Raw genomic sequence first — 13,465 nt, forward strand, 5'->3', positions numbered from 1 at the left:
CAACATATCTGCTAAAGTTGTCATTACCTCGCCAGCGAAATAAACACATCCTCCAACGTCGGCTCGCCGACAACCACATCGCGCACACTCAACACCTTCAACCCCCTCAATAACTCCTCTTTCTTCTTTCCTCTTTCCGTTATAGTTCTCAAATGATCCCCCGCCAGCGAAACGCTTAACACGCCGTCCACAGCGGGCAACACTTCCAGTCCCACTTCCAACGGATCGGCATACACTTCCCACACGTCGCCCGCGATGATGTTCTTTTTCAAGTTCGACGGCGTGTCCATCGCGAGCAATTTTCCGTCGCGCATGATGCCGACGCGTTCGCAATATTCGGCTTCGTCCATGTAATGCGTTGTGACCAAAATCGTCACGCCGTTTTCGGCGAGTTCGTAGATCAAATCCCAGAAGGCGCGGCGCGCGGTGGGGTCAACGCCTGATGTCGGTTCATCGAGGAACAATAATTTCGGTTCATGCACCAACGCGATTCCCAACGCGACTCGCTGACGCCAGCCCGCCGACAGCGAACGCGTCAGCGTGGAATCATGCCCACGCAAGCCGACCAGTTCCAACGTCCGCGCGATGCGCGCCTTGTCGCGAATCCCGTAGACGCCGCCGTAAAACGTCAAATTTTCCAGCACGGTCAGGTCATCATAGATCGCAAATTTTTGCGACATGTATCCCGCGCGCGCCCGCACCTGTTCGCTTTGTTTGAACGCGTCGAATCCAAGCACGGTCGCGCTGCCATCGCTCGGCTCGAGCAAACCCAACAGCATGCGGATCGTCGTCGTCTTGCCCGATCCGTTCGGACCGAGATAACCAACGACTTCGCCCGCGCCCACTTCAAAGTTGACGTGATCCACCGCGACGAATTCGCCAAATCGCCGCGTGAGATTTTTCACTTGGATGACTGCTTCGCTCATTTGGACTCCGACCCCCCTCTTATCCCCCCATCGTGAACATGATGGGGGGAAGATAATGCAATGAAGACATCTTCGAGAACGGGACTCACCGCGCGGAGTTCATCCACGCGTCCGCCCTCGCTTCGAATCGCGGACTTCAACCTGCTCAGCACATCGTCAGCCTTTCTCTCCCCTACGCGGATGTGCAGACGATCACCGAACGCTTGAACATCTTCGACATCCCGATCGTTGTGCGCCACGTGACGCAAAAGATTGATCGGCGAGCCGCGCAACTCAAGCACGCGATTATTGAGTCGCGCCCGCAGATTCGACGGCGTATCTTCCGCGATGATTTTTCCATTTTTCATGAATCCGACGCGATGGCATCTGGAAGCCTCATCCATATAAGGCGTGCTGATTAATACTGCCACATCGCCCTGAGCGGAGGACTGAGCGTTCGCTGCGAAGTCCGCAGACGAAGGACGACTTGCAACCTGCGCTTCGTCTGCGTTCGCCAAACTACGGCTCACTCCGCTCAGCGCGAGAGATTGGGAGGGCGACACCAACTTAATCACCAACTGCCAAAAGTCTTGACGTGTGACGGGATCAACGCCTGTGGTTGGTTCATCGAGCAATAGCACGCGCGGCTTTGTCACCAGAGCCGAAGCCAACCCCAATTTCTGTTTCATGCCTCCCGAAAGTTGACCTGCGCGGCGGTCTTTGAATTTCTCCAGCCCGACGAATTCGAGAATCTCCAGCGAGCGCGGAAGCCACTCATTCGATTTCAATCCACGCGCCTCGGCAAAGAAGCGGATGTTTTCGAGAACGGTCAAATCCTCATACATGGAAAATCTCTGCGAGAGATAACCAAATTGGGCGCGGGCTTGTTCGGTCTGCTTGTTGATGTCGTAGCCGCAGATGACCGCCTCACCCGCGTCCGCTTTGAGCGCGCCGACGAGCAGGCGAATCGTCGTCGTCTTCCCCGCCCCATCCGCGCCGACGAGTCCGTAGATTTCGCCTGATTGGATGCGCAGGGAAACATCGTCAACGGCGTGTGTATCGCCGAAGTGTTTTTTGAGGTTGGAGGCGGAGACAAGGAGGTTATTCATAGTTGGGTTGAAATATTATTGAGTCGAAAGTCGAAGGTCGAAAGTCGGATGAACGTTAAACTTCGTAGTCTGCTTCGTCATCGGAAATGCGGCGTTTGCGCGGGTTGGATTCTAGATAGGTGATGAATTTTGAAATTTGACGGGCGCAGGTCTGAGCCAAAGCATAAGTTTCTGTGAACTGTTCTTCGGTAATGTAACTTTGGTCGAGAGCCACGTAGAGTTGCGCTCGCGCTTCGCCTGCCGACGCTTTTGCTATTCCGAGAAAATTGATGAACTGAATATCAGTACGGCTTTCAAAACCTTCGGCGATGTTGCTCATCACGGAAACAGAGGCGCGTCGAATCTGGTCACGTAAGCCAAAGTCGCGATTAAAGCCTGTCTGATTGCCCAATCCATAAATCAAGTTGGTCAATTGCCTTGCAGTCTTCCAAGCCTCGATCTCTTCAAAGCGAGTGATACCAGCCATTTTATTTTTCTCCTTTTGGTATGAATTTTGACCTACAGCATTATTTGACCTTCGACTTGCGACCTTTGACCTGTGACTTTACTTGAACACCACATCCGCTGGCATGCCGATCTTCAATTTGCCGTCGTTATCTGTCACTTTCAACTTGATGGCATACACAGTTGAACTGCGTCCCTCCACAGTTTGGACGTTGCGCGGGGTGAATTCGGCTTGGTCGGCGATGTGGATGACTTCGGCGGTGAAGGTTTCGCCAGGGAACGAGTCGACAGTGACGGTGGCTTGTTGCCCAATCGAGATATTGCCGTATTGGTCTTCGGGAATGTACACAGTGATGGTCAATTCATTCAGGTTTGCCATCGCAAACGCGACGGAGCCAGGTTGGACAAACTCGCCCGGTTCAACGTTGCGCGTGAGGATGACTCCATCCATGGGCGCGTTGACCGTGAGTTTGGCGATCTGCGTGTCAATGAGATCGAGATTGGCTTGCGCGGTGTTGACGGCGGCTTGCGCTTGTTCCATCGCGGCTTTTGCCTGATCGAGAGCCTTTTGCGCGGTGACAACGGCAGGAGAATTCGCGCCCGTTTGCAAAGCGCGGAGATTGTCCTGCGCCGTATCGTAATTTTCCTGCGCGATGGCAACGTTGGCGCGGGCTTCAAGCACATCCTGCGCCTTATCAGTGGAGAGGGCATCATCGTATTCGGTTTGCGCGTCGTCCAGTGCGAGTTCGGCGTCATCGAGGACAACTTGCGCGGCATCCCGTAAATCCTGGCTGTCGGATGCGCCAGCGGTTTTGTCATAAGCCGCCTTTGCAGTTTCCCATGCGAGTCGCGCCTGAGCGAGGTCCGCTTCAATGGTCATGAATCGCGCGTTACCGTTGCTTTTTTGAAGATCGGCTAATTTCGCCTGGGCATCTTGTAATTTCGCCAGAGTCGCATCTACTTCGGCTTGCGCGGCGGTGAGTCGTTCCGCTTTGGAGAAATACCAGCTGGGTTGATTAAACTCTGCCGGGTTTGTCGCGCGCCAAACATTCGCGCGCGTGGATTGTTCTTGCTCGAGCGCGTTGTTGAGAGTCGCATCGTATTGCTGTTGCGCCACGGCGTATGCGGCGGAGGCAGTGTTGAGGGCGGCGTTGGCCGAGTCAAGCTGGGCGGACGCGACGGCTCGCTGGGCGGTAAGCAGACTCCCGTCGAGAGAAAGAAGCGGATCCCCCGTCTGCACGGGCTGTCCCTCATCTGCAGACACGTCCAACACTTTGCCCATCATCTCAGGCGAGATGTTAACCATCACCGCCTCGATGGCGCCCGAGGCTTTGAGTTGTCCATTTTCTTTGGGCGCGAGGGAACGGAACGCGTAATATCCGATGGTGGAGAGGACGATCAATACAACGATGATGCGAACGGCGAGCGGTGGTTTGTGCATGGTGAACTCCTTTAATCGAGTCGTTTTCTAAATCGCAAAGCGGCGAGGGTCATGATGCCGATTGCGAAGAGAGTCATGGCGATGACATCGAATTGAATCTTATCGAGTCCCACGCCTTTGAGTAATAACGCGCGAATGATGACGAGGTAATAACGCAACGGCATGAGATACGAAAGCCATTGCAATATTTTGGGCATGGCTTCAAGCGGAAAGAAAAAACCAGAGAGGAAAATGCTCGGCAGGAGAGTCATCCAAACCGTGAGCATGGCTTCCTGCTGTGTGTTGGCGATCGTGGAGGCGAGCAGACCGATGCCGAGACCCGTGACGAGGAACACGCCTGAAAGCAAAATGATCAGGGCGAGGTTGCCGCGGATCGGAACGCCGAACCACCAATGCCCCACTGCAAGGACTTCAATCGTGTTGAAAAATCCCAGCACGACATACGGCGTGAGTTTGCCGACGATCAATTCCCATGGACGAATCGGTGTGACGATAAGTTGTTCGATGGTGCCGCGTTCGCGTTCGCGCACAACGGAGGTGGCGGTGAGAATTGCCGCAATCGCGTAGAGGATCATGCCGATCACGCCGGGGATCATGAAGTGCGCGCTGATGAGGTCGGGGTTGAACCAAACGGTCGTACGGACTTCGACAGGCGGTTGCACGCGCAAGTTCATGCCGCTAAGTTCAAATTTTTGCAAAAGGATTTTCGAGGCGTGCGCCTGTCCGATCAATTGCGAGGCGGCGAGCGCGGTAGATGCGCTGGTGGGATCGGAGCCGTCGAGGATGAAGGCGATCTGCGCGTCTCCTTCGGCAAGCCGCTGGGCGTAATCGGGCGGGATGATGACCGCCGCGCGCGCTTTGCCTGCCAGGATCAGATCTTCGATCTCCGCTTCGGAATCGACCGCGTACGCGATTCGGAAATAATCCGCCGCGCGATACGAATCAAGCAGGGCGCGCGATTCCACGCTCTGACTTCGGTCCAACACCGCGAGCGGAACATTACGCACATCGTTTGTGGCAGAATACCCGAGCAGGAACAATTGCATGATGGGAATGACGACGATCATGACCAGAGTGCGCGGGTCGCGGAAGATCTGAATGAATTCTTTGCGGATGATGGAGAGGAGACGGGTGTTCATGGGGGCTCCAGTGAAGAAGTGATCAGTTATTAGTTAGCAGTGATCAGTGGGTGATGCGGGTTACGAGATACGAGTTACGCAGTACGTATTACGTAGTGCGTATTGCGTGTCTACGTGTTTACCTGTGTACGTGTATACCTATCTACTCCGCAGGCTTGAGAATGCCGTGTAGGAAAATGTCCACGTAAGCATCCTCTGTGTTCTTCGGCATGAGTTTGCTTAGAATCGAATTTGAAATCATCATTTCAGTCATTAGGTATGAAATCACCAGTCCGATAAATGAACGCATCAACAAGGCGGGGTTGGTGACGCGCAGGTCTTTCCGTGATTTGATAAACCTCTCGAAGACAGGCAGTATTTTGGGGGCGATCTCTTTCAACAGCGCCGCGCCGTGCCTGCCTTTGAATTCGACCAGTTCGATGAACATCAGGTTCACGAATTCGGAACGCTTGCCCATCTCGGCGATGACGATGTGCGCGGCGTTCGTGTAAAAGTCTTCGGCGGTGTCCCCCTCCGCGGCAAGGACGGCGGGCAGGATTTGCTTGTACGGATGTTTATCAATGATGATGCCCTCAAAAATCTCCTCCTTGCTGGAGAAGTGGTTGTAGATCCCGCCCAACGCCAGCCCGACCGCGTCTGCGATCTGGCGCATGGACGTGGCGGCGTATCCCTGCTTGAGGAATAGATTCATCGCCGCGTCTTCGATGGCGAGGCGGGTGGCTTCGCCTTTTTTGAGTTTGTCTTTGGGCGTCATAGATTTGCCAAAGCAACAACAAGAGCAACAAAAGAGGCCAACTGCCATACCGTGCTAAAAGTGTGCCAGCGGGCAAAGCGATCCAAGGTTTGTGAAAGCAAAGTCTCATCGTCTGAAGCTTGACGCAGGCTTAGCAGGGCTGGAAGCGCTCGCGCCGTGCCAATGAAAGCCAAAACAGTGGCGATTAACGACGCTGCGATTGACCAACTGACAATCGCCGATTCCCCTCGCAGAAAAGCAGCGACAGTCACAAAAAGTGTCAGGAGCGCGCCCAGAATTGAGACGGGAGCATACGTCTTGACCCCAACACCAAAGTTTGCGACAGCAAATTTAGTATAAGGAATTGCGCCAATTTGCCGCCGTACAGGCAGGCTGATCATTGCGACGTCATAAATCAGACCCGCCCCAAAACCTCGCACGAGTGTTGTGAAAGAAAGTGTTATGAGAAACCAATCCATCGGATTTTCCCTTCGTGGGCTTTTAATAAAAAATGAACAGTCGTTCGTTTTTTATTGTAGCGTATTCGGACAAATTTTGTCAAGCCTGAAAACCGAAATGGTAGAATCGCCCCATGCTTCCCCTCTCCAGCATGGAAAAATACATCCGCGCGCATTTGCGCTATAACGTCACCATGAATCTGTTGGATGGCGCCTTCTTCGGCTTGGCGCTCGGCTTCGGCTCGTTCGCCACGATCATCCCCCTCTTCGTCACCCAATTGACCGACTCCGCGATCCTCATCGGACTGGCGCCCGCGTTCCACGCCATCGGCTGGCAGTTACCGCAACTCTTCAACGCGGGTCAGATCGCGCGGGCGCGCGAGTATAAGCCGATGGTCCTGCGGAACACCCGCCACGAACGCGTCCCGTTTTTTGTGCTGGGAGTCACCGCGTTATGCATTCCCGTCATCGGAGTCAAAGCCGCGTTGGTCATCACGTTCCTCGCGCTGGCGTGGCAGGGAATCGGCGCGGGCTTCACCGCCAACCCGTGGACGAGTTTTATGTCGAAGATCATCCCGCCCGAATCGCGCGGCGCGTTCTTCGGCATGCAAGGCGCGCTGGCGAATCTGGCGATCAGCATCGCCGCCATCGGCGCGGGATATTTGTTGGAAACTGTCGTCTTCCCCAAAAATTTCGGCGTCAGTTTTTTGATCGCGGGCATTTTCCTTTTTGTATCGTATGCCGCGTTGGCGCGGTCGCGAGAACTTCGGGACGAGGAAAAAGTCGTTTCGGAGAAGCAGGCTCACTTTTGGGAAGACGCGAAGCGCATCCTGAAAAAAGATAAAAATTTTAATTGGTATCTCGTCTCGCGCTTCTTCATGATGTTCGCAACGATGGGATTCGCGTTTTACATCCTGCTCGGGTTGCGGCGCTTCCAAATGGATTCGATCACGGCGGGCTACTTCACCGCCGCGCTCACGCTCGCGCAGACGTTCGCAAACGCGGGCATGGGCTGGCTCGGAGATAAAGTTGGGCATCGCGCGATGTTGATCCTCGGCGCGGTCGCGACCATTGCGAGTTCGGTCATCGCGTGGTTTGCGCCGACCATCGCATGGTTGTATCCCGCGTTCATTCTTTCAGGAATCGGCAATGTCGCCTTGTGGACAATCGGCATCACGTTCACAGTGGGCTTCGGCAACGACATCGAACGTCCCACCTACATCGGCTTATCGAACACGCTGGTCACGCCTGCAACCATCGCCGCGCCGATCCTGGGCGGATGGCTAATCGATCATCTCGGGTTTGGTTCCGCATTTGAACTGGCGACGATCATCGGAATCATCGCCGCAGGCATTTTGATTTTTGTTGTGAAAGATCCGCATAAAAACGTAATGCCGACTTAAGTCGGCGCTACAGGAGATAACCATGACCCTCATTCAAGAAAAAGTTTCGCAAGCGATTGACATTCTCAAAGAACAACAAACCGATATGTGGTTGACGTTCGTGCGCGAGACGAGCGGTGTGCGCGATCCCGCGCTCGATCTTTTGATTGGCGACAACGATCTCACATGGCACTCCGCGTTGATCCTCACACGCGAAGGCAAGAAGATCGCGATCGTCGGCAACCTCGAAACGGAAGCGGTTCGACAGCTCAACGTCTTCGATGAAGTTCTTGGATACGACTCCGCCGTCAGCGGACTTTTGCGCGACACGATCACTCGCCTCAACCCCGACGGGATAGCGGTCAACACTTCCCGCAACAACGTCCACGCCGACGGTTTGACTCACGCGATGTACGAATTCCTCAAAGAGTATCTGGCAGGCACGCCATACGCGGATCGTCTCGTCAGCGCGGAACCCATCATCAACGCCCTGCGCGGACGCAAGACTCCCACCGAACTTGCGCGCATCCGCAGAGCCGTTGAGATCACGAACGAAATTTTCGAGAAGACTTTCTCTTTTATCAAAGTCGGCATGACCGAGATCGAAGTCGGCGAATATATGCACAACCTTGTAAAAGAATATGGTGTTGGACTCGCTTGGCCCGCAGAGAACTGCCCCGCTGTGAATTCAGGTCCAAACAAAGTAGTGGGACACAATGGTCCCACCGAGATCAAGATCGAACGCGGACACATTGTCCATTTCGATTTTGGCGTGAAATACGAAGGCTACTGCTCCGACATTCAACGCGTTGGCTACGTCTTGCGCGAAGGCGAAACCGAAGCGCCTGTCGAAGTCCAGCGCGGCTTCATCACGATCCGCACCGCCATCGAAAAATCACGCGAGGCGATGAAGGTTGGCGCGACGGGAAATTCTATTGACGTGATCTCGCGTGAGATCGTCGAAGATTCGGGGTACCCCGAATTCATGCACGCGCTCGGTCATCAGTTGGGACGTGTCGCCCACGATGGCGGCGCGTTGTTGGGTCCGCTGTGGGAAAAGTATGGCGAGTCGCCGAATCAAAAACTGGAACTCGATCAGGTCTACACCATCGAGCCGCATGTCATGGTCGCCGGGTATGGATGTGTGGGGCTGGAGGAGGATGTGGTGATGACAAACAAAGGCGCGGAATACATCGGCGAGCCGCAGAGGGAAATTGTGTTAATTCAGGGATAAAAGTGAAAAAGACACTGCGGTCGCAGTGTCTTTTTCACTCAGGCAATGTCAGCAAGCCCGCCCTTTTAGCGGCATCCTTAAGTTGCATGTCATACGTAACAACAGTGACGGGCAACTCGAGCGCATCCTGCCAAGTTAACCCACAAGCCAGATGAATAGCATCGTATCCACGCAGGGAAAATTCTCCAGTAAGCGAATCGGCACGGGCGACAAGTTCCTCAGAAATCACGATACGTTCATAATGGTGCCAATCAGATCGGAAGTCTCTTAAGGCAATCGAGTGATGTTCCTGAGTAATGGAATTCATGCGAAACAAACGATTGATCCCAGCCGCCATTTCCGCCCGCGTGGTCAATCCTGTGGCAACAACCGCTCCGCCAGCAATCAACTCAGCAATATAGTCAGAGCCATTCTCTTCAATATATCGCTTGATCAACGCGCTGGTATCAAAATACAGATTCATTCCGCATCTCCACTACAAGGTCAGAGGCAAGCTTTTTGCCGCGATTGATCGCAACAGGTTTGCGGCGCGGCAACTTCTGGCCACTCCACGCAATAATGCCAGCCTGTTGCAAGGTTTTCACTCGCTCCTCCAAGGTAATGTTGGGCGGAAAAATTCGCGCGACGGACTTGCCGTGCGAAGTGACGTTGATAATCTGCCCCTTCTTCGCCTTCGCAAGGTAATAGCCCAAACGGGCTTTGAAATCGCGGACTCCGACAGTCATTTCAGCCATTCCTGCTCCTTCCAATTTTGTGACCACATTATATCATTTATGGTCACAAAATTATACCCCTGCAAAATACCCATCCTCAACCCCCTGCCAAGTCTCTTCGTGTAATTTCATGTACTTCGTCAACAGCGGATGGACACGCGCCATCTCCTCGTAAATTTTTTGTGCGACCCTTCGAATCGAAAAGTGCGCGTTGGCGGCGGAACGTAACTGGCAAAATGCAAACGCCTCGCGCAGATTGAATTGCGCCAGCACGCGACGGTTGAATCCGTTGGGGACGACATATTGCGCGACAGCGGGATTGAACGCGAACAACTTCTCGTACATCCCGCCAGCGGACTCCATCGCCGCCTCATACGCGGACTGGAAGCCTGCCTCGCCGATCAACAGCGGAGTCGCGTACCCCAGCCGCGTCGTCAGTCTCTGCGGCGTCTGCGTCATCATGCGGTGACGTTTGAATTCGGCGTACGCGCCCTGATCCATGACGAGATCGAAGGTGTAGGTGGAATATTCCAGTTCGCGGAGGGGAACATCGAATTTCCTCAGTCTGCTCAATAAACTCTCAGCAAGTTTTTCTTTTTCTCCGCCGCTCAATCCCTCAACATGATTCAGCGCATCTGCATAAGCCATCTCGCCAAACCGATACAACGCAGCGGCAAGTATTTTCCTCTCCCCATCTTTATCGTAATCAATCAATTTACACCAGTCTCCACTCTCCACTTTCCATTTTCTATTCTCTAATTCCCCCAATTCTCGTATCGTCTCCACCAAATACGGAACTTCATCCGCATATTTCACCAGCGTAGGAGTCTCGGCTTTGGAAACTTCTCTCACCTTCACGCCGATTTCTCGCACTTCGGCGAGTTCGTGCGAAAGCATTTTGCGAATCGTATTTTCGATAACGCGCGCGTTCGCGGTCATGCCGACGTTCGCCAGCGCGGCGGCGGGAAGGAGGAATCGGCACACGTCCACGTACTTCGAGCGGATACGGCGATCCCATGCCTCGTCTTTTTCGTTTTCGCGGCGCGGGAAGCGGTCGAGGATGAGAGTCCGCACGGGGTCAAGCGACTCGGCATACGTCCGAAAGAGGAAGCGGATCGTTTCCACAAATTCATCATGCAATGGATGTCCGATCAGTTCGGGCGGAATCGTGAAATCATCCTGTCCCCATTTTTGATAGCGCGTGGATTTTTCAGTGTATGAGGCGAGTCGATTCGACTCGATGCTCTCGATGGCGATGCGCGAAACATTTTCGAAGGCGATGTGCAGAACCGCATGTTCCGCCACCGAGGCGTGACCGTATCCCACCACCCACTTCTCATGGAACTGCGCCGACTTTTCGTCGCTGAGTTCGGCGGCAATGTCACGGAAGGATTCGGGCGAGCGCGATGTTTTGGCAAAAGCGACCGCGATGGTTTCGGGGCTGAGCGCGCGTGGCGAGAGTAAATAAATTTCATGTTTGGGCATGAGGGTCTCCTATAGTGAGCGAGATAAATCTCGCTTTACGAAAGCGGGCAGATTATAAAAGAAAAGGGCGGTCAAATGACCGCCCGCGGGTTTTGTCACAAAGACTCAACGGTTTGTTTCATCTTTATCGTGACCACCATCGTAATGATGAGCGAAAGCAAATACAACGCGCCAAAAATCGTGTATGCCAAGCCCGTTGCACCACTTGCAAAGAACAGCGCGGCAAAAACGACGAAGAGGACAAATTGCGCATACGCCAATGTTTTAGCCGAACCTTGCCGAGCAACGTCCGTGTTGTGTTTGCGCGAAAGTGAAATCAGGAGGAGGAAATATAAACCAAACGCCAGAAACTCTCCCGTTTCAAGAATGATATTCAACCATGCAGGGACGGTGAATCCCGCCCAGAAATTGACTTCGCCGCCGAGGGGCCAAAATATTTCAACGCCATTGAACCAAATCATCAGGTCGACCAGAATGTGCATCAGAATACCGGTGCCAAACCCGATCCCAAAGTTATTCCATTTTTGATTTTTCGTCGCTGCGGCAACGATATAAAATAACACCAATATGGCAAGCACAGTGAAAACGCTATGCGTGAACGTACGATGTAATCCATGCGTATCGCCGCCGGTCAACGTAGCATAGGCGACGGCAAGGTTATCGAGGTCGGGCGCCATGCTGCCCAGCACTGCGCCAAGCAACAGCCATTCCTTTTGCGGCATCCATTTACGCGCCGCTATCCCTATGATTGCATGAAGTCCGTTTTGTGACATGTTACTCTCTCTTGATCTCTGGAATTTAGGAACTGCCGATATTTTGCGGAAAGTCCGTTGGGTTCGACGGTTTCTTTGGCGCCAATTGTTGGAGTTTGTTCAACGCGCTCAAACCGCCGAACAAGCCAAAGAGGAAAAACACATGGAAGAGCAAGCCCATCCACTCTTGAAAGACCAGCATCAAAAGCGTATCAATCGCATAGAAAATCATGCCCACAATGAACGCCCATTTCATGGCGCGGTTGGCGAAAAGACCGAAGAGCGCAAAGATTCCCGCGACAGCCGCGCTGACGATCAAACCGATCACTTTCACGACGAGCGCGGATTCTTGCATAGCATTAGCCAGCTCAATGAAGATAGTGTCCACAAGCAGGGTTCCAGCCAAGCCCACGACAAAATACATGCCTCCTCCAAATTGAAGCAAGGCGGAGTTGATGACTGACAGCGCGGCGATCCAATAAAAATTGTTCGCGCCGCTCTTCATGCGACGGACAAGGTCTGCAATTGCCGCTTGCATACGATACATCTCTCCCGTAGAGTCTGAAGCAGGCGATTGGACAGGTTGTGGCGTAGGTTCAAAAGATTGCATGATGTTTGATTTCCCTTCTCATGTGGGTTCCTATAGACACTTTACAACAAATCGGATTGAAAATCAATTGCAAAGAGGTTTCAGTCTTCACCGAAAGATTTGCCTTACCCTCTCCACATCACCCTTGATCTGTGCAATAAGCGCCTCGACCGAGTCGAATTTCAACTCATCGCGTAATCGCGCTTCAAATTCGAGTTGCAGATTTTCATCGTAGATATCGCGATCAAAATCGAGCATATACGCCTCCACGCTCATTGTTTTTTTATCGGGGGTGAATGTTGGGTTGGTACCGATGTTGACTGCCGCACGAAATTTCTCACCATTCACATACGCCCAGCACGCATAAATGCCGCCAGCGGGAATCAATTTATCAACCGCATAATCCAAGTTTGCGGTAGGGAATCCAATCCTCCTACCGCGTTGGTCGCCGCGAATCACAACTCCCCGCAAACGATACGGATGCCCCAGCAACTTTGCGGCTTCTTCGACTTTCCCAACGGTGACTAATTTGCGGATCGCTGTGGATGAGATCACGCCGCTCTCGTCACTTAGGGCTGGTACGGTTTCGACAGTGTATCCCAACTCCGAGCCGATCTCGGTCAGGCGCGGAATATTGCCTTCGCGGTCTTTTCCGAGCGCGGAATCATATCCAAGCACAAGGTGATCCAGCCCGAGATAGGATTTGAGGCGTTGCATGAAGTCGAAGGCGGTGATGTTCGCCACCTCCCTGTTGAACGGATGCGTGATAACCACGTCCACGCCCATGTTGCCGAGAATTTCTGCGCGTTCGTCGGGCAGGGTCAGCAACTTGATATCGCCGCGCCCGAACACTTTGGATGGATGCGGATCGAACGTTAACACAACCGACGACGCTCCGTCTGCGCGCGCGCCCTCAACAAGTTTCTGAATGATCTGTTGATGTCCGCGATGCACGCCGTCGAAGACACCGACAGTGAGCCACGACTTTTGCAATGCTATTTCTTCGAGGGAACGATAATGATTCATGTAGATAAACGATTCCAGCGCCTCATCGGCGCTGGAATGATAACAGTTAACTTCT

Annotated in this window: 15 protein-coding genes; 2 read left to right on the forward strand and 13 right to left on the reverse strand. The window is 53.3% G+C overall.

Going from position 1 to position 13,465, the window contains the following annotated elements; all coding sequences use genetic code 11:
* Nucleotides 1–23: 23 nt before the first annotated feature.
* The 7 genes from AC16KF_RS16935 to AC16KF_RS16965 form a co-directional block, all read right to left on the reverse strand.
* Nucleotides 24–926 carry an ABC transporter ATP-binding protein gene (locus tag AC16KF_RS16935; RefSeq protein ID WP_484038534.1) on the reverse strand — a complete coding sequence of 301 codons (903 nt, stop codon included), beginning with the start codon at nt 924–926 and terminating at the stop codon, nt 24–26.
* Nucleotides 923–2,014 carry an ABC transporter ATP-binding protein gene (locus tag AC16KF_RS16940; RefSeq protein WP_484038535.1) on the reverse strand — a complete coding sequence of 364 codons (1,092 nt, stop codon included), beginning with the start codon at nt 2,012–2,014 and terminating at the stop codon, nt 923–925. The genes AC16KF_RS16935 and AC16KF_RS16940 overlap by 4 nt, the downstream gene beginning before the upstream one ends.
* Nucleotides 2,015–2,069: 55 nt before the next feature.
* The gene (locus AC16KF_RS16945; RefSeq protein WP_484038536.1) at nt 2,070–2,480 is read right to left on the reverse strand and encodes a four helix bundle protein; all 411 of its coding nucleotides are present in this window, start codon (nt 2,478–2,480) and stop codon (nt 2,070–2,072) included.
* A gap of 78 nt (nt 2,481–2,558) precedes the next feature.
* Entirely contained in the window at nt 2,559–3,899 is a 1,341-nt protein-coding gene (locus AC16KF_RS16950) for an HlyD family secretion protein (protein WP_484038537.1), read from the reverse strand.
* An 11-nt stretch (nt 3,900–3,910) separates the two neighbouring features.
* Nucleotides 3,911–5,038 carry an ABC transporter permease gene (locus tag AC16KF_RS16955; RefSeq protein WP_484038538.1) on the reverse strand — a complete coding sequence of 376 codons (1,128 nt, stop codon included), beginning with the start codon at nt 5,036–5,038 and terminating at the stop codon, nt 3,911–3,913.
* A 142-nt stretch (nt 5,039–5,180) separates the two neighbouring features.
* On the reverse strand, nt 5,181–5,792 hold the full coding sequence (locus tag AC16KF_RS16960; protein ID WP_484038539.1) for a TetR/AcrR family transcriptional regulator: 612 nt from the start codon (nt 5,790–5,792) through the stop codon (nt 5,181–5,183).
* On the reverse strand, nt 5,789–6,250 hold the full coding sequence (locus AC16KF_RS16965; RefSeq protein ID WP_484038540.1) for a hypothetical protein: 462 nt from the start codon (nt 6,248–6,250) through the stop codon (nt 5,789–5,791). Before AC16KF_RS16965 ends, AC16KF_RS16960 begins: the two co-directional genes overlap by 4 nt.
* Nucleotides 6,251–6,363: 113 nt before the next feature.
* On the opposite strand from AC16KF_RS16965, the gene AC16KF_RS16970 reads away from it, so the two are divergent.
* A complete protein-coding gene (locus AC16KF_RS16970) occupies nt 6,364–7,632 on the forward strand; it encodes an MFS transporter (RefSeq protein WP_484038541.1) in 1,269 nt (422 codons plus the stop codon).
* Between the two features lie 22 nt (nt 7,633–7,654).
* Nucleotides 7,655–8,845 (forward strand): M24 family metallopeptidase, encoded by a 1,191-nt coding sequence (locus AC16KF_RS16975; RefSeq protein ID WP_484038542.1) that lies wholly within the window; start codon nt 7,655–7,657, stop codon nt 8,843–8,845.
* Between the two features lie 34 nt (nt 8,846–8,879).
* Here AC16KF_RS16975 and AC16KF_RS16980 read toward each other — a convergent pair whose 3' ends face one another.
* The 6 genes from AC16KF_RS16980 to AC16KF_RS17005 form a co-directional block, all read right to left on the reverse strand.
* Nucleotides 8,880–9,308, reverse strand: a complete 429-nt coding sequence (locus tag AC16KF_RS16980; protein ID WP_484038543.1) for a type II toxin-antitoxin system VapC family toxin — start codon at nt 9,306–9,308, stop codon at nt 8,880–8,882.
* Nucleotides 9,292–9,579, reverse strand: a complete 288-nt coding sequence (locus AC16KF_RS16985) for a type II toxin-antitoxin system Phd/YefM family antitoxin (protein WP_484038544.1) — start codon at nt 9,577–9,579, stop codon at nt 9,292–9,294. Before AC16KF_RS16985 ends, AC16KF_RS16980 begins: the two co-directional genes overlap by 17 nt.
* Nucleotides 9,580–9,630: 51 nt before the next feature.
* Nucleotides 9,631–11,043 (reverse strand): FAD-dependent thymidylate synthase, encoded by a 1,413-nt coding sequence (locus AC16KF_RS16990; protein ID WP_484038545.1) that lies wholly within the window; start codon nt 11,041–11,043, stop codon nt 9,631–9,633.
* Nucleotides 11,044–11,138: 95 nt separating this feature from the next.
* Entirely contained in the window at nt 11,139–11,816 is a 678-nt protein-coding gene (locus tag AC16KF_RS16995) for a metal-dependent hydrolase (protein ID WP_484038546.1), read from the reverse strand.
* 25 nt (nt 11,817–11,841) lie between these two features.
* Complete coding sequence (locus AC16KF_RS17000; protein ID WP_484038547.1) at nt 11,842–12,405, reverse strand: hypothetical protein; 564 nt, start codon at nt 12,403–12,405, stop codon at nt 11,842–11,844.
* An 87-nt stretch (nt 12,406–12,492) separates the two neighbouring features.
* A complete protein-coding gene (locus AC16KF_RS17005) occupies nt 12,493–13,410 on the reverse strand; it encodes a bifunctional riboflavin kinase/FAD synthetase (protein WP_484038548.1) in 918 nt (305 codons plus the stop codon).
* Nucleotides 13,411–13,465 lie beyond the last annotated feature (55 nt).

Source organism: Candidatus Defluviilinea gracilis, from assembly GCF_057138825.1.